General features: G+C 61.0%; 20 protein-coding genes. 6 read left to right on the forward strand and 14 right to left on the reverse strand.

Going from position 1 to position 26,701, the window contains the following annotated elements:
- Position 1: 1 nt before the first annotated feature.
- The 5 genes from GSR16_RS10680 to GSR16_RS10700 form a co-directional block, all read right to left on the reverse strand.
- On the reverse strand, positions 2-913 hold the full coding sequence (locus GSR16_RS10680) for an HlyD family secretion protein (protein ID WP_159877218.1): 912 nt from the start codon (positions 911-913) through the stop codon (positions 2-4).
- Between the two features lies 1 nt (position 914).
- Positions 915-2,237 (reverse strand): TolC family protein, encoded by a 1,323-nt coding sequence (locus tag GSR16_RS10685; RefSeq protein WP_159877220.1) that lies wholly within the window; start codon positions 2,235-2,237, stop codon positions 915-917.
- Positions 2,238-2,400: 163 nt separating this feature from the next.
- Complete coding sequence (locus tag GSR16_RS10690) at positions 2,401-3,993, reverse strand: GMC family oxidoreductase N-terminal domain-containing protein (protein WP_240902459.1); 1,593 nt, start codon at positions 3,991-3,993, stop codon at positions 2,401-2,403.
- Between the two features lie 8 nt (positions 3,994-4,001).
- Positions 4,002-4,526: a hypothetical protein gene (locus GSR16_RS10695; protein WP_159877224.1), complete on the reverse strand. Its 525-nt coding sequence runs from the start codon at positions 4,524-4,526 to the stop codon at positions 4,002-4,004.
- A 1-nt stretch (position 4,527) separates the two neighbouring features.
- Positions 4,528-5,958 (reverse strand): coniferyl aldehyde dehydrogenase, encoded by a 1,431-nt coding sequence (locus GSR16_RS10700; protein WP_205677408.1) that lies wholly within the window; start codon positions 5,956-5,958, stop codon positions 4,528-4,530.
- A gap of 106 nt (positions 5,959-6,064) precedes the next feature.
- Here GSR16_RS10700 and GSR16_RS10705 point away from each other — a divergent pair, with 106 nt between their 5' ends.
- Positions 6,065-7,270 (forward strand): vWA domain-containing protein, encoded by a 1,206-nt coding sequence (locus GSR16_RS10705; RefSeq protein WP_159877226.1) that lies wholly within the window; start codon positions 6,065-6,067, stop codon positions 7,268-7,270.
- Here the strand turns inward: GSR16_RS10705 and GSR16_RS10710 are convergent.
- On the reverse strand, positions 7,267-10,146 hold the full coding sequence (locus GSR16_RS10710; RefSeq protein WP_159877228.1) for a PAS domain S-box protein: 2,880 nt from the start codon (positions 10,144-10,146) through the stop codon (positions 7,267-7,269). The two genes, GSR16_RS10705 and GSR16_RS10710, sit on opposite strands and share 4 nt — an antisense overlap.
- A gap of 207 nt (positions 10,147-10,353) precedes the next feature.
- Between GSR16_RS10710 and GSR16_RS10715 the strand changes: the two genes are divergently transcribed.
- The gene (locus GSR16_RS10715) at positions 10,354-10,500 is read left to right on the forward strand and encodes a hypothetical protein (protein ID WP_159877230.1); all 147 of its coding nucleotides are present in this window, start codon (positions 10,354-10,356) and stop codon (positions 10,498-10,500) included.
- Positions 10,501-10,584: 84 nt separating this feature from the next.
- Here the strand turns inward: GSR16_RS10715 and GSR16_RS10720 are convergent, their stop codons facing one another.
- Complete coding sequence (locus GSR16_RS10720) at positions 10,585-13,821, reverse strand: DNA translocase FtsK (RefSeq protein ID WP_240902460.1); 3,237 nt, start codon at positions 13,819-13,821, stop codon at positions 10,585-10,587.
- A 200-nt stretch (positions 13,822-14,021) separates the two neighbouring features.
- On the reverse strand, positions 14,022-16,616 hold the full coding sequence (gene acnB / locus GSR16_RS10725; protein ID WP_159877232.1) for a bifunctional aconitate hydratase 2/2-methylisocitrate dehydratase: 2,595 nt from the start codon (positions 16,614-16,616) through the stop codon (positions 14,022-14,024).
- Between the two features lie 180 nt (positions 16,617-16,796).
- Between acnB and gcvA the strand changes: the two genes are divergently transcribed.
- Complete coding sequence (gene gcvA / locus GSR16_RS10730; RefSeq protein WP_159877234.1) at positions 16,797-17,741, forward strand: transcriptional regulator GcvA; 945 nt, start codon at positions 16,797-16,799, stop codon at positions 17,739-17,741.
- Between the two features lie 24 nt (positions 17,742-17,765).
- On the opposite strand, the gene GSR16_RS10735 is transcribed toward gcvA, so the two are convergent.
- Positions 17,766-18,530 carry a substrate-binding periplasmic protein gene (locus GSR16_RS10735; RefSeq protein ID WP_159877236.1) on the reverse strand — a complete coding sequence of 255 codons (765 nt, stop codon included), beginning with the start codon at positions 18,528-18,530 and terminating at the stop codon, positions 17,766-17,768.
- A gap of 146 nt (positions 18,531-18,676) precedes the next feature.
- On the opposite strand from GSR16_RS10735, the gene GSR16_RS10740 reads away from it, so the two are divergent.
- Entirely contained in the window at positions 18,677-19,681 is a 1,005-nt protein-coding gene (locus GSR16_RS10740; protein ID WP_159877238.1) for a class 1 fructose-bisphosphatase, read from the forward strand.
- 108 nt (positions 19,682-19,789) lie between these two features.
- Positions 19,790-20,587 (forward strand): response regulator, encoded by a 798-nt coding sequence (locus tag GSR16_RS10745; protein WP_159877240.1) that lies wholly within the window; start codon positions 19,790-19,792, stop codon positions 20,585-20,587.
- Here GSR16_RS10745 and GSR16_RS10750 read toward each other — a convergent pair whose 3' ends face one another.
- The gene (locus tag GSR16_RS10750) at positions 20,588-21,424 is read right to left on the reverse strand and encodes a hypothetical protein (RefSeq protein WP_240902461.1); all 837 of its coding nucleotides are present in this window, start codon (positions 21,422-21,424) and stop codon (positions 20,588-20,590) included. It lies immediately after the preceding gene.
- An 83-nt stretch (positions 21,425-21,507) separates the two neighbouring features.
- Complete coding sequence (locus GSR16_RS10755) at positions 21,508-21,942, reverse strand: GNAT family N-acetyltransferase (protein ID WP_159877242.1); 435 nt, start codon at positions 21,940-21,942, stop codon at positions 21,508-21,510.
- A 120-nt stretch (positions 21,943-22,062) separates the two neighbouring features.
- Here GSR16_RS10755 and GSR16_RS10760 point away from each other — a divergent pair, with 120 nt between their 5' ends.
- Positions 22,063-22,701: a LysE family translocator gene (locus GSR16_RS10760; protein ID WP_159877244.1), complete on the forward strand. Its 639-nt coding sequence runs from the start codon at positions 22,063-22,065 to the stop codon at positions 22,699-22,701.
- A gap of 52 nt (positions 22,702-22,753) precedes the next feature.
- Here GSR16_RS10760 and GSR16_RS10765 read toward each other — a convergent pair whose 3' ends face one another.
- The 3 genes from GSR16_RS10765 to epsC all read right to left on the reverse strand — a co-directional run bounded on the left by GSR16_RS10765 (position 22,754) and on the right by epsC (position 26,683).
- Positions 22,754-24,574: a family 2A encapsulin nanocompartment cargo protein cysteine desulfurase gene (locus GSR16_RS10765; protein ID WP_159877246.1), complete on the reverse strand. Its 1,821-nt coding sequence runs from the start codon at positions 24,572-24,574 to the stop codon at positions 22,754-22,756.
- A complete protein-coding gene (locus tag GSR16_RS10770; RefSeq protein WP_045844953.1) occupies positions 24,549-25,481 on the reverse strand; it encodes a family 2A encapsulin nanocompartment shell protein in 933 nt (310 codons plus the stop codon). Before GSR16_RS10770 ends, GSR16_RS10765 begins: the two co-directional genes overlap by 26 nt.
- A 257-nt stretch (positions 25,482-25,738) precedes the next feature.
- Positions 25,739-26,683, reverse strand: coding sequence for a serine O-acetyltransferase EpsC (epsC, locus tag GSR16_RS10775; RefSeq protein WP_159877249.1), 945 nt, complete (start codon positions 26,681-26,683; stop codon positions 25,739-25,741).
- Positions 26,684-26,701: the final 18 nt, after the last annotated feature.

Consider the following 26,701-nt stretch of genomic DNA (forward strand, 5'->3'; position numbering starts at 1 on the left):
ACTACCAGCGCGGTGCTTGCCAGGCCACCCCAGGCTTCCAGCGGATAACCGCATCGGCAGGCAGGCCGGGCGTGAGGCGCAGATCGGGATTGCTGGCCAGGGTGAGCTTGACCGCGTACACCAGTTTTACCCGCTCATCCGGGGTCTGCACTTCCTTGGGGGTAAATTCGGCGCGCGCTGCGATATGGCTGACGGTGGCGGCAAACGGATGCTGCGGGAAGGCATCGGTGGTGATTTGCGCCTGCAGGCCAAGGCGGATTTTGCCGATCTGGTTTTCCGGCACATACACCTTGAGGTAGAGGTGGTTCAGATCGATGATCTCCACCACCGCCCCACCGGCTGCCAGCATTTCCCCCGGCTCACGCAGCCGGTTGCTGACCATGCCGCCAGAAGGTGCTTTCAGTTGCAGTTCCTGCAGTACGGCACTGGCTTCGGCCACCACGGCTTCAGCCTGACGAATCTGCTCGGTCGCCTGCTGATTCTGGGTGCGGGCACTCACGGCGGCCAGTTGCATCTGTTCGGCATGCATGCGGTCTACCGAACCACGGGCCAGCAAGTCGGCAAAGCGCGCGGCGTCCTTGTCGGCCTGACTGGCGGCAGCCGCTGCACGTTGCTGCTGGGCATGGGCGGCAGCCAGGGTGGCGCGGGCGGCACGCAGGCGCGCGCTGACCTCATCCGAAGTAAGCGTGGCCAGCAACTGGCCGCTGCTGACCATATCCCCCTCATGCACCTTCACCGTCTCCAGCCGCCCCGGATACTTGGCGGCCACCAGCACGCTGTCGCCCTCCAGCCGGCCATTGGCCTGAATCAGGCCTTCGGGCAGACCACGGTCCCGCGATTGCCAGATGCCATAGCCCAGTGCCGCCGCCAGTGCCAGCACCACCCCTGCAATCAGTACTTTGCCTTGTTTCATGTCACAGCTCACCGATGGCCCGCTGCAAGCCGACCACGGCCAGGGCGTGGTCGTAACGGGCATTGAAAAGATTGCGCTGACCATCCGCCCGGCGAGCTTCTGCCGCCAGCACCTCGGTCTGATTGGCCAGGCCGTTGCGATAACGGTCGCGCTGGATGCTCAGGAATTCATCTGCCGACTGCAAGGCCGCCTGTGCCACCTTGATGCGCTCGGCCGCCTCTATCTGCTGGCTATGGGCACGCTGTACATCCAGCGCAATCAGCGACTGCACCTCGTGCAGTTGGTCTTCAATCGCCATTGCCTGCTCGCTGGCGCTGCCGGCGCGCGCGCGGATCAGGCCGCTGTCGAATACCGTCCAGCTGACCCCCAGACCCACCGAACCCACGCCTTTGTTCACCAGATAGGGATTGTTGAGATAGCTATAGGCGGCATACACCCCCACTTGCGGCTGACTTTCCGCCCGCACGCTGCGCGCACTGGCCTGCAAGGATGCCGACCACTCGGCCAGACCGGCCAGTTCAGGTCGCATCTGCAAGGCACGGTCCTGCAGCTCAGCCAGGCTGCGCTTGTCTCCGGACAGGCTTAGCTCATCCGGCTGGGCGGGCTGGCTGAAGTCACGCCCGAGCAAGCGGTTATAGGCGGACTGACTGAGGCTTTCGGCCTGCCGGGCCGAGATTTGCTTTTGCTGTGCATCAGCAACCGCCAGCTCAGCCCCCAGCACATCCCCACGCGCCACCACGCCTTTGCGGAAAAAATTGTTCACATCACGCTGGTAGGACTGCAGGCTTTGCAGATACTGGCTGGCCACGCTGGCAGCATGACGCGCGCGCAGCACATTAAAATAGGCCTCCGCCACCTGCAGCCGCAGTGACTGCCGGGCCTGCTCCTGTGCGTACTGGCTGGCGCTGGTGGCTGCGGCGGCTGCCTGCTGCATGGCGGCAAGCCGGCCCCCCGTATACAGCGGCAGGCTAAGACGGGCATTGGCATAGCGCACATCCCGGTTGCTCAACGGCGCATCCACGGTAGAGGGCAGATGTGCACCCAGCGCACCCAATCCCTGGCTGAGCGGGCTGATATCCAGCCGCGCTGTCGGCGTGCTATCCAGCTGGCTGACACCGGCATCGAAGGTAAGCGCCGGGCCGGCGGCTGCATGGCTGGCGGCCTCCTGCTGCCGCGCCCCTGCTACCTTGCGGGCCTCAGCGCGCAGGCTGTTGCTGGCCTGCTCCGCCTGCTGCCAGGCCTGTTGCAGTGATTCCGCCAATACCAGCTTGCTCAGAACGGCAAGACCCAGCCACAAGGGGAAAAATTTGCCAAAAAATGCCATTGAAGTAATGAACACTCATTCATCAATAATGACTTCAGTATATTGCAACTGCATGGACTGCGGTTGCGCTTAGTCAGTCAAACTGCAGCAAAATGGAATTTACCACCAGACAAAGCCCAAAAATGCCGGATATCCGGCATTTTTGGGCTTTTGCTCTAGATTTTCAGGCTTTCAATGCCGCGCACAACTGGTGTGCCGCACGCAGGGCAAAGGCATAGATTGACAACTGTGGGTTGGCACCCAGACTGGTGGGAAACACCGAGCCATCAATCACGCTGAGGTTGCGTAGCGCCCAGTGGCGGCCATACTCATCCACCACACCGTCTTCGGGCCGGCTGCTCATGGCGGCACCACCCATCACATGCGCGCTAACCAGCCGGGCCAGCAAGGGCTTGAGCGCCAGCTGACCTATCATCTCGCGGGCCGCCTTCCAACGGGACTGCAATGCTGCCTGCTCATGGATCACCTGTACCTGACGTGCACCAGCGGCAAACTGTAGCTCAGCCATGGTCAACCAGCTGCGCCGCACGCCATCCCACAGCACGTCGTTCAGGGGATAATCCAACTCCGGCGAGCCATCCGCACGCAAACGCACCTGCCCGCCCAGACTGTCCGGATGAAAACCATCCCGCAACAAAGCCAGCATTACATGCAGATTGGGCAGCTGCTGCATCAGCGTAGCCATGTGCTGACCGAATCCAGGCAGCGTCACCCCCATCAGCAAAGGATGGACCGGCGGCACTTCCAGCTTGTAACCCAGCGGACCATCCAGTGGCTGGGTATGCATGAAGTGGTCGGAATACACCGTCTGCGGTGCGCCATTGTAAGGTTCGATGCGCTGCGGCATGACTGCCCCGCAGATACTGACCGGATGCAGAAAAGTGCGCTTGCCCACATGCGCATCACCCAGGCCGCTGCGCAGCAGGATGGCTGGCGTGCCAATTGCTCCGGCGGCCAGCACCACATGCCGTGCCTTGATATTGAACTGGCGCGCACTCGGACTGTGATCATCCGCTTTGAGCAAGCGGCCTGTAGCGCCCTGTACCGACTTGCCATCCGCCGCCAACAGCAGCCGCTCCACCCGGGCGCGGCTGAGCAGGCTGGCCTTGTGCTCCAGTGCGCCGGGAATGGTTGTTACCAGCATGGACTGCTTGGCATTGGTGGCACAGCCCATGCCGCAATAACCCAGATTCCAGCAGCCACGCACATTGCGCCGGATGCGGCCATGCTTCAGCCCCAGCGCCTGGCAGCCACGCTCCAGCACGCTGTTGTTGGGATTGGGATCTGCCAGCCAGTCGGCAATGCCCAGTCTCTGTTCGGCCATGTCAAACCACGGTGCCATGGCCTGTGAGTTGAGGCCCTGCAAACCATAGCGCTCGCCCCACCAGGCCAAGGTATCTGGCGGGGTGCGAAAAGCGCTGGTCCAGTTGACGGTGGTGCTGCCACCCACCGTGCGCCCCTGCAAAATAGTGATGGCCTTGTCTGCCGTCTTGCGGCTGGCCGCTTCCTGATACAGCTCCGGATAGGCCTTGGCTTCCAGCAGGCGGAAGTCACGCGATGTCCGCAAGGCACCCTCTTCCACCATCATCACGTCCAGCCCGGCGCTGGCCAGCACTTCCGCCGTCATACCACCACCGGCTCCGGTGCCGATGATCAGCACATCGCAAGTCAGTTGCAGGTCCTGTGTCTGCGCCGCACCATCCAGCACGCGCCAGCCAGCGGCTACGCCTTGGGCAATCGGGTCCGGCAATGTCATGTTCTGGCTCATGGCAGCAAGCCCATGATTTGTGGTGGTTGCTGATAACCCAACGCACCCCAGCTGGCAGGGTTGCCAAACCAGGCCGCATTGATCAGCGCGCGCAGGGCCTGATACGCCGAGCGCAGCAACAGCAAGGAACTGTTCTGCCAGCGCTGCAGAAACTGGCTGAGCTCCCCCGCTTGCGCCATGGCCCATGGGCTGCGCACGCCGGCCAGCCACCAGCGCGCCCAGCGGTTGGCCAGCAGGTCAAACAGTTGGCGCAGCTCTTGCTGCACCGCAGGCAGCAGCTTGGTGATGGCCCGGTCTACCCCCTGTACTACATCATCCAGTGGCAGCCCGGCGATACCCAACATCACCGGTGCAAGGCTGCGAATGATCTGCCCATCAGCAGCTTGCAGGAAATCCAGCCGCATGGTGGACAGCGGCGCGGGATAATCATCTACGGGGGCCGCCAGCCAGGCTGCAGCCAGCAATACCACGCTGCCGGCCATGCCGGTCTTGATCAACTGCCGTCGCTTGATATTGATCATCTCATCCCCTCAGCATCAGTCGCAGCAGCCATTGCACCGCACGCCCATAGGGCGGACGGGTCAGCCAGGTGCCGGCCCAGCGGCTTTGCTCGAATACCGGCTTGAGCTTGGAGAAAGTGAGAAAGCCTTCGTAGCCATGGTAATGGCCCATACCCGAAGGCCCGACGCCGCCAAAGGGCATGGCATCCTGTACCACGTGCAATACGGTTTCGTTGATACACACACCACCGGAGATGGTCTGCTGCAAAACCTTGTCGATGCGCACCGGGTCGCGATCAAACAGGTAGAGCGCCAGCGGCCGTGGCCTGGCATTGACATGGGCAATGGCATCGTCGAAACGGTCGTAGCTGAGCACCGGCAGGATGGGGCCGAATATTTCCTCCTGCATCAGTGCACAGTGCGGCGGGCAATCCAGCACCAGCGTCAGCGGGATCTTGCGTACTGCCCGCAAGTCCTCCGCAGCCGGATTGACCTGGCAGATTCTGGCACCGGCAGCTTCGGCCTCGGCCAGCCATTGCTGCAGGCGCTGATAATGGCGCGGGTGGATGATGCTGCTGTAGTCAGTGTTATGCGCCAATGTGGGATAGGCCCGGGTGGCGGCGGCATCCAGCATGGCCAGCAGGCGATCGCGATCCTTGGCATTCACCAGCACATAATCCGGTGCCACACAGGTCTGGCCTGCATTGAACATCTTGCCGGCAATAATGGATTCTGCGGCGTGGGCAAAGTCGGCATCGCGTGCCACGATGGCCGGCGACTTGCCACCCAGCTCCAGTGTCACCGGCGTCAGATTGTCCGCCGCGGCCCGCATCACATGCCGACCCACGGCGGTGGAGCCGGTAAACAACAGGTGGTCAAAAGGCAGGCGGGTAAACGCCTGTGACAACTCAGGGCCGCCATTGATCACACAGACCAGGCCCGGCTCGAAATAGCGGGCCACCAGCTCGGCCAGCAGTTGGCCGGTAACCGGGGTAAGCTCGGACATCTTGATCATCACCCGGTTGCCGGCAGCCAGCGCACCAACCAGCGGCCCCAGCGCCAGAAACAGCGGATAGTTCCACGGTACGACAATGCCCACAACGCCCAATGGTTGCGGTAACAGCCGGTTACGCGCCGGGCGGAACCAGATGGAAACCGGCCGCCGCTGCGGCTGCATCCAGCCGCCCAACTTGCGCCGTGCCCGACGCAACTCTTCCAGGCTGGGAAACAGCTCACCCAGTTGCGTTTCCACACTGCTGCGCTGACCGAAGTCGGCATTGACGGCGGCAATCAGTGCCGAGCGGTTGTGCTGGATCAGCTGTTCCAGTGCATCCAGCCAGCCACGGCGACGGGCCAGGCCGGGGAAGCGTTCGCTATCGGCGGCGGTACGTAACGCCGCATAGCCCTCCTGCAGATCTGCTTCAGTGTCAGGCATCATCGGCATGACATTCATTGTGCTATCCTCGTGTTGTTCCATCCGGCAAACGGTCGTTTAGAGCCACGACTCTAAAGCCAGAATAGCATCTGGATTTTTCCCTGTCACGCTGCACGAAGCCACCATGCTGATCAATTTCTTTTATACATTGCGCGACGCCGGCCTGCCGGTATCGCTCAAGGAATTCCTCACCCTGCTCGAAGCGCTGAAGCAGCATGTTGCTTTTGGCAGCCTGGACGCCTTTTACTTCCTGGCACGCACCACGCTGATCAAGGATGAAAAGCATTACGACCGTTTCGATCAAGCATTCAGCCACTACTTCCATGGCAAAACCTTGCAACTGGACGATTTACAAACGCAGATTCCGGAAGAGTGGCTGCGCAAACAGGTGGAGAAATTCCTCAGCGAAGAAGAAAAGCAGCAGTTGCAGGCCATGGGCTGGGACAAGCTGATGGACACCCTGCGCCAGCGGCTGGAAGAACAAAATGAGCGGCATCAGGGCGGCAACAAATGGATAGGCACTGGCGGCACCAGCCCGTTTGGTGCCTACGGTTACAATCCGGAAGGCATACGCATCGGCCAGGATGGCTCGCGCCACCGCCGCGCGGTAAAGGTGTGGGACAAACGGGAATTCCGCAATTTCGACAATGCAGCAGAGCTGGGCAGCCGCAACATCAAGCTGGCCTTGCGCCGGCTGCGCGAATTTGCCCGCGATGGCGCCGAGGAAGTACTGGACCTGGATGCCACCATTGCCGCCACCGCCCGCAATGCAGGCTTGCTACAGCTACAGATGGTGCGGGAGCTGCGCAATACCGTGAAGGTGCTGGTGCTGTTTGACGTCGGCGGTTCGATGGACGACCACATCAAGGCAGTAGAAGAGCTGTTCTCCGCCGTCAAAAGCGAGTTCAAGCATCTGGAGTACTACTACTTCCACAACTGCGTCTACGAAACCGTGTGGAAGGACAACCAGCGCCGCCAGAGCAGCAGCCTGTCCACCTGGGACTTGATCCACACCTTCGGCAAGGACTACAAGCTGATTCTGGTGGGTGACGCCACCATGAGCCCGTATGAAATCAGCTATCCGGGCGGCAGCGTGGAACACATGAATCCGGAATCCGGTGAAGCATGGATGCAGCGCCTGCTGGCGCAGTTCCGTCATGCCGCATGGCTCAATCCGGTGGCCGAGCAATACTGGGACTACACCCCATCCCTGCAGATGATGCGTACCCTGCTGCAGCAACGCATGTTTCCGCTAACGCTGGATGGCGTGGACCGCGCCATGCGCAGCCTGAAACAGACTGCACCTGCATCCCCCCTCCCCGCCGCCTAGCTCCCTGCCGGCGCAATGGGTGGAAAATGCTGACCATTGCCATCAAAAGCCTTCACCTGATCGCGCCCGGCCAGCTTGGCCTCATACAGAGCCTGGTCGGCCAGCGCCAGCGCCACGGCGGCATCCTGCTGCTGGCGTGAAAAGCAACTCACGCCGATGCTGGTGCGGATTTGCAACGATGCCTCTCCCGCCTTGATCTCACGGGCGCACACCGCTTCGCGCAGCCTTTCCGCCAGCGCCAGCGCCCCCGCCATGCCACTACCAGGCAGGATGACGGCAAATTCTTCCCCGCCCAGCCGGCCCAGCACATCCACCTTGCGCACTTCCTGCTGGCAGATGGCAGCAAATTCGTGCAGCACCTTGTCACCTACTGCATGCCCCCAGGTATCGTTGACCTGCTTGAAGTGATCGATATCCAGCATCAGCACCGCCACCGGATTGCTAAAGCGCATGAAGCGGGCAAATTCGTCGCCCAGCTTTTCCATGAAACTGCGCCGGTTGGCAATGCCGGTCAGCGCATCCGTGGTAGCCAGCAGGCGCAGGGCCTCCTCCTGTTTCTTACGGCTGCTGATGTCGCGGTAGACCCACAGTACGCTGCGCAGCCGGCCTTCGATGAAGATGGGCACATGATCGCGCTCCAGCATACGGCCATCGACCAGCTCCCATTCCTCTCCCAGCACCATCTGGCGCGAGTGCTGCAATTCTTCCAGCCGCTGCATCAGCCGTTCCGGCTCGGCAAAACAGCAGGCCGCTTCGGCAGCCACATGCAAACGGCTGTCATTCTTGATCTGCTCCGGACTGCGCTCCGGCATGAACATTTCACAATACTGGTGGTTGACCAGCACCACGGCACCATTCTGGTCTTCCAGCAGCATGGCACCATGGAAATTCTCGATAATGGCCAGCAACTGGCGCTGCAGGGTGGAGAGCGCATCCTCGGCCTGCCGGCGTGCGGTAATGTCGTGGATGATGGAAAACAGCAGGGTGCGGCCACCGGAATCCACTGGCGAGGAATGCACGTCCACGGTGCGCAACTCGCCGCTGGCCAGCCGGTGAGTAAAGGTGAAATGGTTATGCGCCTGCAACAAGGCCACCCCCATGGTGCCACGTACCCGTTCGTCCTCCATCTGGTTGATCTGGCTCATCGGCATGCCCACCAGCTCGGCACGGCTATAGCCATAAAAGCGCTCGGCGGATGAATTGGCATCCACGATCTGGCCGCTGGCAGGATCGATCAGAATCATCACTGCACCATGATTCTGGAACAGCATGCGAAAGTGCGCCTCGCTGTTTTCCAGCAGCTTCTGCGCCTGCTTGTGGGTGGTGATGTCCTGCACGGTGCCAACAATGCGGCAGACATTGCCGTTGCTATCCAGCTCGGTAGCCTGGCCCTTGTCCAGAATCCACATGATTTCGCCATTGCGTTTGATCAGCCGGTACTCAATGCGGTACTGCTGTGCCTCGCGCTTGAGCAACACACGAATATTGTGCCGCACGGTGGACAGATCATCCGGATGCACCAGCGCCTGCCACTGCGCCGGATTATTGTGCAGGGTGTGATAGTCGTAACCCAGCATGTTCACCAGCTGCTGGTTGAAATCCAGACGCCCCAGTGCCACATGCCAGTCCCACAGGCCGATATTGGCACCACGCATGGCCATGTCCAGCCTTTCCTGGCTTTCGCGCAGCGCCTCTTCGGTACGCTTGCGCTGGGTGATTTCCGAGATCAGGCCATGCCAGCTCACCGACTGGTCGTCCTGCAACTCCGGCGTCGCCCGTCCTTCCACCCAGATCAGCCGCCCATTCGGCAGCAGGATGCGAAACTCGCATATCCATGGCAGGTGATAGCGCAGCGCAGATTCGCCCTCTTCGCGCACCCGTTGCAGATCATCCGGAAAAACCCGCTGCGCCACCAGTTCTGCGTTTTCCCGCGCCTGCTGGGGCGAGATGCCGAAGATATTGCGCACCCCTTCGCTCACATAGACAAAATGACCTTTGCCATACGCATCGATGGTGTACTTGAACAGCATGCCGGGAATGTTGCTGGCAATCTTTGCCAGCCGGTCCTCACCCTCCACCTGTTTGCTGACATCAATCCAGTAGCCCTGCACCACGTCGCCAGGCAGTAGCTGCACATGCTCTTCCAGCCAGCACCAGCGCCCGCTGCCATGCAAAAAGCGATAACGCCGTGTAACAAAGCCTTCCCCCTGCAACAGCCGCCAACGGCCATCGGCCAGGGCTGACCTGTCGTCCGGATGCAGCCGCTGCAACCACCACGCAGGCTCCAGCAGGATATCCTCGGGAAAACAACCCAGAATATCCGCCACGTTAGGGCTGACTTCAACCACGACATCAGGACGTTCCGGGCTACAGGAAAATGCCACCATGGGCCCGGTGGCAAACAATGCATGCTGGCGGCTCATCAACTGCTGCATGCGTTTGAGTTCGGTAATATCCTGCAACACCAGCATGAAGCCGCTGTCCGCACCTGGGGTGGCAATGGCGGTTACCGACAGACGTACCGTATGCTCGCGCCCCTGCTTGTCCAGCAATGGCCACTCGCGTTGCAGGCTGCGGCCAGCTTGTGCCTCTGCCGTGAATACCTCCGCGCTTGCGATACTGCGCCCCAGCCGCAGCGTCAGCTGACGGCATTCCTGTTCCAGCCTATCCGGTGTCAGCAGGCAGCTTGGGCTTTGGCCACGCAATTCGTCTGCCTTGTAGCCCAGCAGCTTTTCTGCCGCTGGATTGAACAAGGTGATGGTGCCTGCAGCATCCAGTGCCAGCAACGCCGAATCTGCCGCGTTGAACATGGCTTGCAGCACCGCTGCCGACGCCAGTGCCGCCGGGGTGGAATCAGCATGGAATGGCGCAGTCAAAACCTTCTCCAGCTCATTACGTATTGGTTCATGCCTTACTTTATAGATGATGTTTGGATTGCTACCTGCATCACTATGAAATAGCACAGGTTTGCTTGAAAAAAACTACAATTGCCGCATATTTAACTTGAGCAATCAGCCAGTTGTGCCGACAATGAATTCAGGGTTCAACCAGATAGAACCATACTTAGCCAAGGGAGATCAGCCATGGAAACCGTATTGATGATCGCACTGATCGCCGCCTTTGCCGTTGTGCTGGGCATGATGCTTGCCCCGCTGGAGAAAAAGCGCGAGCTGATCCCCATCCGCATCCGTAACGACGAACAGCCTCCGCGTCGCCAGCGTCGCTACTGAGATTGTTCATCACAGGAAAAGGCAGCCAAGGCTGCCTTTTTTGTTTTCCTCTGCCCTGCGTGGCACACATCAGGCCTACATCGATCAAAACTCCCGCTGCGGCACCAGCACGGTGCGGTTGCCATTGCTTTCCATGGCACTGACAATGCCGGCGGCTTCCATCTGCTCGATCAGCCGCGCCGCACGGTTATAGCCTATGCGCAGATGGCGCTGCACCGCAGAAATCGACGGTTTGCGCGTTTTCAGCACAATCTCCACCGCCTCATCGTATAGAGGATCGCTCTCGGTAGCCGCCTGAGTCTTGGCGGTGGCTGCGGCCGACTCCTCATCCGCCTCGCTCTCGCCGGTGAGCAGGCCTTCCACATAATCCGGCTCACCCCATTGCTTGAGAAAATCCACCACCGCGTGTACTTCGTCATCGGTGACAAAAGCACCGTGCACCCGTTGCGGATAACCGCTGCCCGGCGGCAGGAACAGCATATCACCCTGGCCGAGCAGGCTTTCCGCACCCATTTGATCCAGAATGGTGCGGCTGTCGATCTTGCTGGATACCTGGAAGGCAATCCGCGTAGGGATATTGGCCTTGATCAGACCGGTAATCACATCCACCGACGGCCGCTGGGTAGCCAGAATCAGATGGATACCGGCTGCACGTGCCTTCTGGGCCAGACGGGCAATCAGTTCTTCAATCTTCTTGCCGGCCACCATCATCAGGTCAGCAAATTCATCCACCACCACCACGATGAAGGGCAGATTATTCAGCGGCTCCGGTGTTTCAGGTGTCAGGCTGAAGGGGTTGGTCAGCCGGCGGCCAGCCACCTCGGCTTCGCGCACCTTGTCGTTGTAGCCTGCCAGATTGCGCACGCCCAGCGCACTCATCAGCCGGTAGCGCCGCTCCATTTCACCCACACACCAGTTAAGCGCATTGGCCGCCAGTTTCATGTCGGTCACCACCGGGGCCAACAAGTGCGGAATATCGTTGTATACCGACAGTTCCAGCATCTTGGGGTCGATCATGATGAAACGCACTTCGTCCGGTGTGGCCTTGTACAGCATGGACAAAATCATGGCATTGACGCCCACCGACTTGCCCGAACCGGTAGTGCCCGCCACCAGCAGGTGCGGGGCCTTGGCCAGGTCGATGGCCACCGGCTGGCCAGTAATGTCCTTGCCCAGCGCCATGGTCAGGCGCGAGGCCGGCTGCTGGAACACCTCAGCGGAGAAGATTTCTGACAGCCTTATCATCTGGCGCTTGGCATTGGGCAGCTCCAGCCCCATGCAGGTTTTGCCCGGTATGGTTTCCACCACACGGATTGACGCCAGCCCCAGCGCCCGTGACAGGTCTTTCATCAGGTTAACCACCTGATTGCCACGCACGCCAACGGCAGGCTCTACCTCATAACGGGTGATCACCGGCCCGGCATAGGCATCCACCACACTCACCTTGACCTTGAATTCGGCCAGTTTTTCCTCAATCAGAATGCCGCGCTCCAGCAATTCATCTTCAGACACCACGGCAGTGGCTTCTTCTGCCGGGCGCAGCAAATCCAGTCCTGGCAGGCAGTCTTCGCCGTAGATCACCGGCAGGCTGGAGCGATGCACTGCGGCCGGGGCAGGCAAGCTCCACGGCTGGGCAGCATCTGGCGTAGTACCCGGCGGCACGGCGCTCGCAGGGGCATACCCGGCGGGGTCTGTAGCCTCCGTCCCCATCAGAGCAGATTGCACGACGGATGCATCAGGGGATGCTGTATCTGCCAGGGCGGTAGCTGTTTCCACAGGGTCGGCAGCCAGGCTGACTGAGGGCTGAGCATCGTCCAGCAAATGCCAAACCAGTGGGCTATCGCTTGCAGCTGCTGCTTCGGCCTGCGGCAGCCGTTCTACAATCGTCGACCAGCGCAATGCATCCTGCTCCTGCCCGGCCCGGGCAACTGGCGCAACAGGCTGCGGCACCTGCTGGCGTTGCTCAGGCCAGCGCCAGGGCTGACGCTCCTCAACGCTTGGTGTAAAGCTGTTTTCATCATCAGGAAGCGCTGCTACTGACAACGACTGCGTGCTGGCGGCAACAACAGCAGGTGCTGCCATCGGTTCTGCAAGCACATTCAGGGGCGCATCTTGCCGTGGTGGCTGGCCGGCATCAATTGCAGGCGGCTCAGCGACAACAGTTTCAGTTGCAACAGGCTCTGCATCTTCATGGACTGTATGCACCAATTGGGCAAGGGATGGTTCGGCAGCAGCAGCTTGTTCAGCCGCTTCCGGCACCATGCTGTCTGTGGCAAGGACTGGCGGCAACGTATCTGCCGGTGGTATTGCCTCAAGTACGCTGCCAACCATAGTCGTGACCCGCGCAGCCGCTGCGGGCAGACCAGCGGCCGGAGCATCCGGGATATCGGCAAGCGACAGCCCTGCTGGCAGCGCTGCCGAAGGCTGGGCTGTCTTGCTTGCAGCTGCCTTGCCCTCCGGCGGGCGGATCCAACCTTCGTAAGCCTTGCTGCGGGGTTGCTGTTCGTGGCGGACAATGGCGGGCTCTTCCGGTGCCTGCTCGCGACGCGGCACCGACGGTGTCGGCATGATCTTGAGGGGTGCCGAACGCACCGGCTGCAGAACCACGGCAGGCTTTTCGACCAGCACTTCGCCGCTACGGCGCTTGCTGTGCAAAGCATTGACCTGAGCGCGCACTTCGTGCGGATCAATCAACGGCAGGGATTTCTGTTCTGGCTGAGCTGCCAGCGGTTGGCGCTGCGCCTGACGGCGGCGTGCACCGTGGTGCATATTGTTTTGCAATTCGTCCAGCCCGATGACCGGTAGATTGCCGGTAACCGGTGCCGCTGCCGGTTTGGGCTGGGGCTTGCTCTTGCGGTAACTGCGCGCCAGCTCCACATGCGGCAGATCTGCCGGCGGTGCAGTACGAACGGTGGTTTGGCGCTTGGCAGTCACTACTTCTGCTGCTGCCGCTACAGCAGGTCCTGCCCTATCGGCATGAGATGGTGCTGCCACGGGCTGACGGAATTCGGTGCTTGCCGATCCGGATACGACTGGCAGCTGTGTACTTTTTTCATTTAGCGGCACGACCGACTCTGACGGGCGGCTTTCTTCATCAGCATCGAAGTGGATGGCAACCGGCTCGCGGCGGCGCTCACGAAAGGCTGCCGGTGTGATATCCAGCGCCTCGTCGTGGCCGGCACCCAGCATCTGGTCCAGCTTTTTCAGCAGGCGTACGCGCTGTTCCGGCAAGCCCTTGACCCAGGACTGCCCTCCTCCCAGCTTCCGCCAGGCCACACCACCAGCCACACCCAAACCAATCAGCGCAAACACAAACCACACGATCCGCAACCTCTTTCGTCATTCAAACCGCTGCCTGCATCCAGCCGCTGGCCAACCAGCAAACCGACGCAGCGCTACAGGGCAACAAGATTGTCGATTGTACCTGTTTTTTGCCACCAATCCGCACTAGCTGGCCGCAGGTAACCGCAGCAGACAAAAAACCCCGCACCAGGCGGGGTTCTTGTTGATCACAGGCGGGATCAGTTCACTGCCACGGTAGCGGCGATGTCCTGATAGTCCTTGATCTGGTCGAAGTTCAGATACTGGTAAACCTCGGCACTCTTCTCATTGATGATGCCGATATTGGCCTTGTACTCTTCCACGGTCGGAATCTTGCCCAGCTTGGAGCAGATTGCGGCCAGTTCGGCCGAACCCAGGAACACATTGGTGTTCTTGCCCAGACGGTTGGGGAAGTTACGGGTGGAAGTGGACATCACGGTAGCGCCTTCACGCACCTGCGCCTGGTTACCCATGCACAGCGAGCAGCCCGGCATTTCAGTACGGGCACCGGCCATGCCGAACACACCGTAGTGACCTTCGTCGGTCAACTGCTGCGCATCCATCTTGGTCGGCGGCGCCAGCCACAGCTTGACCGGCAGGTCGCGCTTGCCTTCCAGCAGCTTGGACGCAGCACGGAAGTGACCGATATTGGTCATGCAGGAACCGATGAACACTTCGTCGATCTTGGTGCCGGCCACTTCGGACATGAACTTCACATCGTCCGGGTCGTTCGGGCAGGCCACGATAGGCTCTTTCACGTCGGCCAGATCGATTTCGATCACGGCGGCGTAGTCGGCATCGGCATCACCCTTCAGCAGTTCACCGTTGGCAATCCACTCTTCCATCTTCTTGATGCGGCGTTCCAGGGTGCGGGCATCGGCGTAGCCGTCGGCGATCATGGTCTTCATCAGGGTGATGTTGGAGCGCATGTATTCGACGATGGGTTCCTTGTTCAGATGCACGGTGCAACCAGCAGCAGAACGTTCGGCAGAAGCGTCGGACAGTTCGAATGCCTGTTCAACCTTCAGGTTCGGCAGACCTTCGATTTCCAGTACGCGACCGGAGAAGATGTTCTTCTTGCCAGCCTTGGCCACGGTCAGCAGACCCTGCTTGATGGCGTACAGCGGGATGGCATTCACCAGGTCACGCAGGGTGACGCCCGGCTGCAATTCGCCCTTGAAACGCACCAGAACGGATTCCGGCATGTCCAGCGGCATTACGCCGGTAGCAGCGGCAAAAGCCACCAGACCGGAGCCGGCCGGGAAGGAAATGCCGATCGGGAAACGGGTGTGGGAGTCACCACCGGTACCCACGGTATCCGGCAGCAGCAGACGGTTCAGCCAGCTGTGAATCACGCCATCGCCCGGACGCAGCGCAACGCCACCACGGGTGGAGATGAAGGCCGGCAGTTCCTTGTGCATTTTCACGTCCACCGGCTTCGGATAAGCAGCGGTGTGGCAGAAGGACTGCATCACCAGATCGGCGGAGAAGCCCAGACAGGCCAGGTCCTTCAGCTCGTCGCGGGTCATCGGGCCGGTGGTGTCTTGCGAACCCACGGTGGTCATCTTCGGTTCGCAGTAGGTGCCCGGACGTACGCCCTGACCTTCCGGCAGACCACAGGCGCGGCCAACCATCTTCTGTGCCAGCGAGAAGCCCTTGCCGGAATTGACCGGATCCTTGGGCAGACGGAAGGCGGTGGACGGAGCCAGACCCAGCGCTTCGCGCGCCTTGGCGGTCAGGCCACGACCGATGATCAGGTTGATACGACCGCCAGCACGGACTTCGTCCAGCAGCACGTCGGATTTCAGCTGGAAGCTGGCAACGGTGGCACCGTTCTTTTCAATCTTGCCGTCGTACGGGTAGATGTCGATCACATCGCCCATTTCCAGCGCAGACACGTCCACTTCGATCGGCAGCGAGCCGGAATCTTCCTGGGTGTTGAAGAAGATAGGAGCAATCTTGCCGCCCAGGGTTACACCGCCAAAGCGCTTGTTCGGCACAAACGGGATGTCCTGGCCGGTAGCCCATACCACCGAGTTGGTGGCGGACTTGCGGGAAGAACCGGTACCCACCACGTCGCCCACGTAGGCAACCAGATGGCCTTTTTTCTTCAGGTCTTCGATGAACTGCATCGGACCGCGCTTGCCATCTTCTTCCGGCACGAAGGCAGCACCCGGACGGGTGTTCTTCAGCATGGCCAGGTAGTGCAGCGGGATGTCCGGGCGGCTCCAGGCGTCCGGTGCCGGCGACAGGTCGTCGGTATTGGTTTCGCCCGGCACCTTGAATACGGTAACGGTGATTTTCTTTTCCACTTCCGGACGGCTGGTGAACCATTCGGCATCGGCCCAGCTTTGCAGCACGCCCTTGGCGTTGGCATTGCCACCATCGGCCAGCACTTGCACGTCGTGGAAGAAATCGAATACCAGCAGGGTTTTCTTCAGGCCTTCGGCGGCGATGCTGCCCACTTCGGCGTCAGCCAGCAGGTCGATCAGCGGCTTGACGTTGTAGCCACCCAGCATGGTGCCCAACAGTTCGGTGGCCTTGGCGCGGGAAACCAGCGGCGAAGCCACGCTGCCTTCGGCAACGGCGGCCAGGAAGGATGCCTTGACCTTGGCCGCATCATCCACGCCCGGCGGTACGCGGAAGGTGATCAGCTCGACCAGCAGATCTTCCTCGCCCTTCGGCGGGTTTTTCAGGAGTTCGACCAGTTGTTCGGTTTGCTTGGCGTTCAGCGGCAGGGGCGGAATGCCCAGTGCAGCGCGCTCTGCAACATGCTGACGGTAGGCTTCGAGCATAGCTTGGGACCTTTTTGCTTGGGTTGTTTGCAATGAGTCAGCCGCCAGCGCGGGATCAACTGGCGGCAACCGTCCGGGGAGATTTCCTTCTACCCCGTTTTGATTGCTGGAAGATTACGCCCTCTGCATGCCAGTTACAAACGAGTAATCGAAACATCGTCTGTGAGTTATACTCACACCATGAGTACTTACCCCCCTCTTAATGCGCTGCGGATATTCGAGGCCGCAGCAAGGCTGGAAAGCTTTTCCTCGGCGGCGGACGAGCTGTTCGTTACCCACGGTGCTGTGAGCAAGCAGATCAAGCAGCTGGAAGAATGGCTGGGTGTGCGTCTGTTCGAGCGCGCCGGCGGACGGGTGAAGCTGACCGATACCGGCTGGCGCTACCTGATTCAGGTGCAGGACGGGCTGGACCTGATTGCCAACGCCACCTCGCAGTTGCTGCAGCCGGACAACCAGCGCCGCCTCACCATCAACTCCACCCCCACCATGGCCATGCACTGGCTGATGCCGCGCTTGCATGTATTTCGCGAAAGCTACCCGGATGTCGAACTGCATCTGGTGACATCAGACCGCGACATCAGCCGGCTGGACAGTCCGTTTGACATTGCCATCCGCCGCGGCCCCGGCGATTGGCCCGGCCATATTGCCAAACCGTTTCTGGAAGAGTGCGAGCTGCCCTTGTGTTCGCCGGCGCTGCTCAAGCGTTTTCCGATTGAAAGCCCGGCAGACCTGGCTCAGCACACCCTGCTGTATGCCGACACACGCCCCACCGCCTGGCAACGCTGGCTGACCCTGGCCGGTGTGCCCGAGCTGAAACCGGCCTGCGGCTTGCACTTCGACCGCTTCTCGCTGGCCTTGCAGGCCGCGCTGGATGGCCTGGGCGTGGCACTGGGCCCGCTGCCGATGGCACAGTCGCTGGTGGATTCCGGCCAACTGGTGGCACCGCTATCCAGCCCGGTAGTGCCGGTGCGGGATTATTGCTGGATCGTACCGCGCACCGCATCGGGCGATTCCACCGTGGCCTCGTTCTGCCGCTGGCTGGAACAGGAAGCCGGCCAGATGCGGCCCTTTCCTGCTGCCGGGCTGAATGCCAACATGATTGCCCACGCCTTCCCGGCTGACTAAGCCAGCAGCACAGGCTGCCGCTCCTCAGGGTGAAGGCGGCAGCCCGAGTTCTCTCACCTCCATTGGCACACTCTCGTGCGGCAGCCATTTGTTGTAGATACGCCGAAAAGTGCCATCTTTCTTGATCGCCGCCAACCCGTCATACCAGCGGCGGATGACCCTGCCCGACGTGCCCCGCGAAAACGCCAGGTACAACTCCAGCGACTCCAGCACCCTCACCACCTCCACTGCATCGGCTGACTGCCGGATATCCTTGAGCACGGCGGCTACGACAAAGCTGCCTTCCACCCACAAGTCATAGCGTCCGCCCAGCAATTTCTGTGCACTGATCTGCGGGGTAGGTGCCAGATCAAGCTCGGTAAACCCGGCCGCCACCGCGGCGTCAGCAAAGATGCTGCCCCGATACGCCCCCACCGGCCTGTTGTAAATGGCACTCCCCAGCGCCAGCAGCCCAGCTGACTCGCCCTTGCGACACAGCAGCACGGTTTGCGATACCGCAACCGGCCCTACCAGCGTCATCAGCTTTTCACGCGCATCACTGCGCCCTACGGTAAACAGCATGACGTTGGGCGTGCTTTCCAGCTCGCGATAGCCACGCGCCCACGGCACCACCTCCACCGGGCTGTTGTCATGGATTCTGGCCTGGATTTCCCTTACCACCTCCACTGCCATGCCATCGGCCATGCCGTTACGCTGAAAGGTAATGGGGGGCCATTCTTCGGTATAAATGCTCAGCGCCATGGCACCGGGCAACCATGACATCAGAATCAGCGCCAGAAATATCCGCATTACAAGGCTCTCTCTGGAATCACCGTTTATTGATAGCTGTTAGCGCATGACGATGCAGGCATATTCGTTATAATGACCGCCTGACATTAGATTCGCTGTGCCAGAACCAGATACGTTTTGCACATCCACCGCACGCAAGGAATGACATGAGCCGCATCACCCTTTCCCGCTTTCTGATCGAACAACAGCGCAAGGCCGGCACCCTGCCGCCCGAACTGCGCCTGCTGATCGAAACCGTTGGCCGCGCCTGCAAGGCCATCAGCTACTCCGTCAACAAGGGTGCACTGGCCGGCATTCTGGGCGAAGCCGGTACCGGCAATATCCAGGGCGAGGCACAAAAGAAGCTGGATGTGATCGCCAACGACTTCCTGCTGGATGCCAACGAATGGGGTGGCAGCCTGGCCGCCATGGCATCGGAAGAAATGGAACTGCCCTACCACATTCCGGGCGAATACCCGAAGGGCGAATACCTGCTGATGTTCGATCCGCTGGACGGCTCGTCCAATATTGACGTCAATATCTCGGTAGGCACCATCTTCTCCATTCTGCGCTGCCCGGCAGGCATTGATCACCCCACCCAGGAAGCCTTCCTGCAGCCGGGTACCAAGCAGGTTGCCGCCGGCTACACCGTTTATGGCCCGCAAACCATGCTGGTGCTGACCTTCGGCAGCGGCGTGCACGGCTTTACGCTGGACCGCGAACACGGCTCCTTCGTGCTGACGCACTCCGACATGCAGGTTCCGGAAACCACACAGGAATTTGCCATCAACATGTCCAATATGCGTCACTGGGAAGCCCCGGTAAAACGCTATGTCGACGAAATGCTGGCAGGCAAAACCGGTCCGTTGGGCAAGGACTACAATATGCGCTGGGTGGCCTCCATGGTGGCCGAAGTGCATCGCATCATCACCCGCGGCGGCATCTTCATGTATCCGAAAGATGCCCGTGATCCGGACAAAGCCGGCAAGCTGCGCATCATGTACGAAGGCAATCCGATGGCCTTCATCATTGAACAGGCTGGCGGCGCAGCCACCAACGGCCACCAGCGCATCATGGACATCCAGCCGCAAGGCCTGCATGAACGCATTGCGGTGTTCCTGGGTTCCAAGGAAGAGGTAGAACGCATTACCCGCTACCATCAGGAGCAATAAGCCAAAAACCCTGTCGCCTGCGGCAGGGTTTTTTCATTGGCCATGCTGACAGCACAGCCAATCAGCCTATAGTGGAATGTAGCCTTACAACAGAAAACGGATACATGCATGCTGTCTACCCAACATCTGATTGTCGCGCTGGCAGAAAGCTCGTCGGTTCAAGCGCAGATCATCCGCAATGCGCTGGCAGAACTTGGCATCACGCGCATGGAAGTATTCGAAACCGGGGAAGCACTGCTGGAATACATCGGCAAATACAAGCCGGACGTGGTGATGAGTGCCTTTCACCTGCCGGATATGACTGCCGGAGAATTGATTTTCCAGATGCGCGGCCACCCGGAATTGCGCGACCTGCCCTTCATCCTGATTTCCAGCGAAACCAACCCGGAGCTGATTGACCCCATGCGTCAGGCCGGACTGATGGGCATTTTGCCCAAACCCTTCGACCTGCCCCAGTTGCGCAAGGTCATCAACGACACCATGGATTTCCTGGCCGTCAACCAGAACGATACCGACAGCGATATCGACTATGCCGACCTCAACATCCTGGTAGTGGACGACAGCGTGATGGCACGCCGCCACATCCGCACCGTACTGGAAAGACTGGGCTTCGAGAAAATTACCGAATCCTGGAGTGGCAAGGATGCCGTACCGCTGATCGACAGCACCCTGTTCGATCTGGTGCTGACCGACTACAACATGCCGCTGATGGACGGCTGCGAGCTGGCCAGCTACATCCGCACCCGCAGCATGCAATGCTCGGTTCCCATCATCATGATTTCCAGCGAGGAAAACATGGAAAAACTGGCAGCTGCCGAGGCTGCCGGCGTGTCCGCCATCATGGGCAAGCCCTTTGAAACCTCGGCGGTGCGTCAGATCCTGCGCACCCAGCTGGCACAGCGCTGATCAGCGCGGCATCACCCACACCAGGCGGGAGCCGCCCTGCGCATCGCTCACTGCCTGGCGTCGCCAGTAACCCTGATTGGCATAGCCAGCCGCGCTTGCAGCCACCCCATTCATCCGGCAATAGCTTACCTCCTGGTAACCTGCCTGCAGCAGCTGGCTGCGCCCTTTCTTGCGGGACTTCACGCAACCGGGGTGGCTGGCCAGCGCTACCACATCCGCCGGGGCGGCCTCTTCCCAGCCACGCACCATTTCCAGCTTGGGCTGGGTCATGACGGCTAGTCCACCCAACACCGTGCTCAACAACGCATGCCATTCAGGTGCCACCGTGGCCATCGGCGCAGCCAGTTCACCGGGGTAATTCACCAGCAAGGCCAGGCTTTGTTCGGTATCCGCCAGCCAGTCACTGCCACTTGCCGAGAAATCAGCGCTTACCAACAATAGGGCGACTGCATTGCTGGCAGGCAGATGCATGACAAAGGCCCCGCCCTGCTCACCCGCATGCAGATAGAAGGCATCGGCAGGCAGCGTGAGCCGCTCCGGCATATTGGCGGGCAGGCGGGTATGCTGCAGCGCCTGCATCAGGCCATTTTCCAGATGTGCCATCACCCGGCCATGGCGGCAAAACTGTCCATAGGCATCGGCCAGCCGCTGTTCGATGGCGATACGTGCGCTGGCTGCCGGATACACCTGGGCGGCGCGTTCCAGTTCGCGCACCACCAGCGCCATGCCTTCCTGTTGTACGGCTTCGGCTTGCACCGCCTGACTGTAAAGCTGCCCGACACGTCTGGCCCATGGCCGCGTGGCGGCGTAGCGTTGCACAGCGTAAATCATTTCCATGACAGCCCCCGGACGAGAAAAAAGGGCCGCATTGTAAGCGCAAGCGGGCCTCTGCCGCCAGTGAGGTGCTAACGACTCCCGGTTCAGGCCTGGCTGTTGCCGCTGGAAATATAAGAATAGCGGCAGATATCCTCGCGCCGCTGCCAGCCTTGCCGGTCCCAGAAGCTGAGCGCGGCGGTATTGCTGCGAAATACATCAAGATGGGTCTTGGCGATGCCTTGGCGCGCCAGTTCGGCAATGCAGGCATCCACCAGACGTCGCGCCAACCCCTGACGCCGATAGGCCGGCAGCACCAGCAAATGCTGCAGATAGCCACGGCGGCCATCATGGCCGGACATCACACAGCCCACGATCTGGCCATCGCACTCGGCAACAAAACTCAGACCGGGGTTGCGCGCCAGATAACGCGCGGTAGCTTCTTCAGAATCAGCATCGCGGATGGAAATACCAGGGGTTTGCTGCATCAGGGTAAGCACGGTGGGGTAATCGTCCAGTTGCATCAGACGGATGGATGGCATGACAACACTTTCATGAAGGGCAAGCGCATGATGTTATGCTGCCAATGGCCGCCCGCAAAGACCGGGCAAGCAGACAGCAGCGCCAGCCACCGCCCTCACCCTTAGCCCAGAGAGCCATTCATGAGTTCTTCAGCCGCTTTCATTGCCATTGTGCTCGCCATTTTGCTGGGTGCCATCAGCCCCGGCCCCAGCTTTGTGGTGGTGGCCCGCACCGCCATCAGCCAGTCGCGTCGTCACGGCCTGGCTACTGCACTGGGCATGGGTGTAGGCGGTGCTGTTTTCAGTCTGCTGGCCTTGCTGGGTCTGTACTCCCTGCTGGCCGCCGTGGGCTGGCTGTATGGTTTGCTGAAACTGGCGGGCGGGGTGTATCTGCTGTGGCTGGCCCTGCGTATCTGGCAAGGCGCAACAACACCCCTGACATTGGCTGCCACACATGACAAACAGCATGACCCGCTACTGCGCGCCTTCTGGCTGGGGCTGTCCACCCAGTTGAGCAACCCCAAGACCGCAATTGTCTATGGCAGCATTTTTGCTGCCCTGCTGCCCAGGCAGCCGGCATTGTGGTGCAGCCTGGCCCTGCCGCCTGCCGTGCTGCTGGTGGAGGCTGGCTGGTATGCGCTGGTGGCCTTCGGCTTTTCCAGCAGCAGGCCACAGGCCATCTACCTGAGCGCCAAACAGCACATCGACCGCCTGGCTGCGTGTGCCATCGGCCTGCTGGGGCTACGTCTGATCCTGAGCGCACCGCGTGCCGGACTGTAAAGCAGCAAGGGCCAATGCATGGCATTGGCCCTTGCTGTTTGCTACATTACCCTCAACCCCGCCGTGCCAGCCGCTGTAATACCGCTACCAGGGTATCGACTTCCTCGCAGGTGTTATAGAACGCCAGCGAAGGCCGCACCGTGGCTTCCAGCCCGAAGCGCCGCAGAATCGGTTGGGCGCAGTGGTGGCCGGAGCGCACCGCAATGCCTTCCTGATTCAGCGCCTTGCCCACTTCCTCGGTACGATAACCCGGCAGCACGAAGGACAGCACGCTGGCCTTGTTGGCTGCCGTGCCGACCAGGCGCAAACCCGGCACTGACTGCAGGCCGTGGGTGGCATACACCAGCAGGTCGTGCTCGTAATGGGCAATGGCTTCCAGCCCGATACGCTCGACATAGTCGATGGCTGCGCCAAGGCCCACCGCGTCCGCGATATTGCCCGTGCCCGCCTCGAACTTGTTGGGTGCCGGCTGATACAGCGTTTTCTCGAAGGTGACATCGGCAATCATGTTGCCACCCCCTTGCCACGGCGGCATGCTGTCCAGCAACTCCTTCTTGCCGTACACCACGCCAATGCCGGTGGGTGCAAACACCTTGTGCCCGGAGAACACAAAGAAGTCAGCATCCAGCGCCTGTACGTTCACCCGCATGTGCGAAACCGACTGCGCGCCATCCACCAGCACCCGCGCCCCGGCGGCATGCGCCAGCGCCACGATTTCCTGCACCGGTGTCACCGTGCCCAGCGCATTGGATACCTGGGTGATGGCTACCAGTTTGGTACGGCTGTTCAGCAGCTTGCGGTATTCGTCCAGCAGGATCTGCCCGCTGTCATCCACCGGAATCACCCGGATTTTGGCTCCACTGGCTGCTGCCAGCATCTGCCAGGGAACGATGTTGGCGTGGTGTTCCAGCTGCGACACCACGATTTCATCGCCCGCGCCGATATTCTGGCGTCCCCAGGTATTGGCCACCAGATTGATGGCTTCGGTGGCACCGCGCACGAAAATCACCTGATCCGGGCTGGAAGAGCCAATGAAACGGGCCACCTTGTTACGGGCCGCTTCATAGGCATCCGTCGCCCGTGCCGCCAGTTCATGCGCGGCGCGGTGGATATTGGAGTTTTCGTGCTGGTAGAAATAGGCCAGCCGGTCGATCACCGCTTGCGGCTTGTGCGTGGTGGCGGCGTTGTCCAGCCAGATCAAGGGCTTGCCATTCACCCGTTCGGCCAGGATGGGGAAGTCACGTCGCACGGCGTTTATATCAAAGCCATGGCCGCGACTGGCCACCTTGCGGTCGAAATCCGGTGCCTTGCCATGCTGCGGCCACTCCTCGACAAAGTAATAGCCATGGCTATTGCCCTGTGCGGGTGTTGCCAGCACCGGCTGTCGACTGTCACCGGCCAGCAGGGCGCGCAACTCATCCGCCCCCGGCAGGCCAAAGGACTGCGCCGTAACCCGGTCATCCACCGGCAAATTGCTGGACGATGCCGGGTAAGCCGAGGATTCGCCGATAAAGTAATACGGCGAGGACGGCACGGCGGCACCGGCAGCGGACGGGGCGGAAGGCTGGGCGGCGGCCAGTTGCGGAATGGCCGCACCATAGCCCTCCGGCACGGCATAGGCATGCGGACCACTACGGCCAAAGCCATCCAGCGCCGCCGGTTCCGGCGTGTGTGCGGCGGCAGCGGCCGGTTGTGGCGACAGCTGCGGACCGGCCACATCCAGATTCAGCCCATTGGACGCCGCTGGCGCACTGCCCGGCACCTGACCCGGCAAGGCGCTGAAGAAGGCATTGGCCAGATTCGCCAGTTGGGCGACATCCGGCAGGCCGTCTGGCAGGCCGGAAGGTTTACTTGTAGGTATCTGGGTAGTCATGGTACTTGCCAATCTCCACGTCTTCGAGCACGGCCAGCGCATCTTCGGTCAGCACGGCCAGCGAGCAATACAGCGAAATCAGGTAGGACGCGATGGCGTTGCGGTTGATGCCCATGAAGCGCACCGACAGGCCCGGACTCTGTTCGCCGGCCACACCCGGCTGGTACAGGCCGATCACACCCTGGCGCTTTTCACCCACGCGCAGCAGCAGGATCTTGGTCTTGCCGTCTTCATCGATAGGCAGCTTGTCCGACGGGATGATGGGCACACCGCGCCAGGTGATGAACTGCGAACCGAACAGGCTTACGGTCGGCGGCGGCACGCCACGACGGGTGCATTCGCGGCCGAAGGCGGCAATGGCCAGCGGGTGGGCCAGGAAGAAGCCCGGCTCTTTCCATACCTTGGTCAACAGCTCGTCCAGATCGTCCGGGGTCGGTGCGCCGGTGAGGGTGGAGATGCGCTGGGTGTCGTCCACATTGGCCAGCAAGCCGTATTCCGGGTTGTTGATCAGCTCGGATTCCTGGCGTTCCTTGATGGTTTCAATGGTCAGGCGCAGCTGTTCCTTGATCTGGTCGTGCGGGCTGCTGTACAGGTCGGACACGCGGGTGTGCACGTCCAGCACGGTGGTGACCGCATTGAGGAACAGCTCACGCGGCTGTTCTTCGTAATCGACAAAGGTTTGCGGCAGTTCGGATTCGTCGCGCTGCGAGCAGGCTACCTGTACCCCGGCGGCGTTCTTGACACGGTTAAGCCGGAAAATGCCCGCTTCTACCGGCGACCATTGCAGCAGATGCACCAGCCAGCGCGGGCTGATGGTGGACAACTGCGGTACGGTTTTGGTGGCATTGGCTAGCTGGCGCGCGGCGTTGTCGCCCAGTGCCTGTTTGACGTCCTGATGTTGAGACATGTCTGCTCCATAAGGGATGGTGGAAGAAACAAAACTGCAGGCAACACAGCCCCCTTGCCGGCGGCCTGCAGGCAAAGCTCCGCCCTGCCCGCTGCCCATGCAGCGGGATCAGGTGGTCAATCCGTGATTGGTAGTGGTGCGGTTAAGAGCGGCTAACAAAATAGCGTAGCGTCCCTGGGGCAAGGCCTGCCGCCGCAGACAGTACAAGTAGTACGGCAAGGCGGCGCAACGCAGCAGCAGGGTTTTTGTTAGCTGCTCTATGGTGGGGCTGCTTGCAGGCTGGCCTGGCTAATCTGACTGCCCGGCGGCACGCTGCGGGTGAGCCAGACATTGCCGCCTATGCTGGAGCCACGCCCAATGGTGATGCGCCCCAGCACGGTGGCACCGGCATAAATCACCACATCGTCTTCCACGATGGGGTGGCGCGGCTGGCCCTTGAGCAAGCTGCCATCCTCGCCCTGTTCGAAGCGTTTGGCCCCCAGGGTGACAGCCTGATACAGCCGCACCCGCTCACCGATGACGGCGGTTTCGCCTATCACCACGCCGGTGCCGTGATCGATGAAGAAGCCGGCACCGATCTGCGCGCCGGGGTGAATGTCGATACCGGTTTCACCATGGGCGATTTCGGCAATGATGCGCGCCACCAGCGGCAGGCCGGCGCGATACAGCAAGTGCGCCAGGCGGTGATGCAGAATGGCGTTGATGCCGGGATAGCACAGCAGCACTTCATCCACACTGCGCGCTGCCGGATCGCCTTGCCAGGCGGCGGTAATGTCGGCATCCAGCAGGCGACGCTGATCGGGCAAGGCGGCGGCAAACTGCTGAACAATGGCCACCGACTGGGCCTCGATATCCTCTGCCGACAAACCGTTCAAGCGGGCGCTATAGCGCAGCTCCAGCACTACTTGCTCGGCCAGCGCATCCAGCGCCACCGCCAGGCTGTGGCCGACGAAAAAGTCCTCGCTGCTGTCACGCAGCCCTGGCGGACCCAGCCGCATCGGAAACAGCGCCGCTGCCAGCGTGGCCACGATGTCACGCAAGGCGGTACGGGACGGAAACTCGCGGGTGGAAAAATCCCGCAAACGGCCCTGGCTTTGCCGCCAGTCGGCACGCGCCGCATGCAGGGCGCTGACTACACTGTCCAGATGCCAGTCGTGTACCACCGGCTGGGCAGGACCAAAGGGGCGGACCAGATCATTCATCGCTGCACTCGCGCTATC

It is taken from the genome of Aquitalea denitrificans, from assembly GCF_009856625.1.
Classification (GTDB): domain Bacteria; phylum Pseudomonadota; class Gammaproteobacteria; order Burkholderiales; family Chromobacteriaceae; genus Aquitalea; species Aquitalea denitrificans.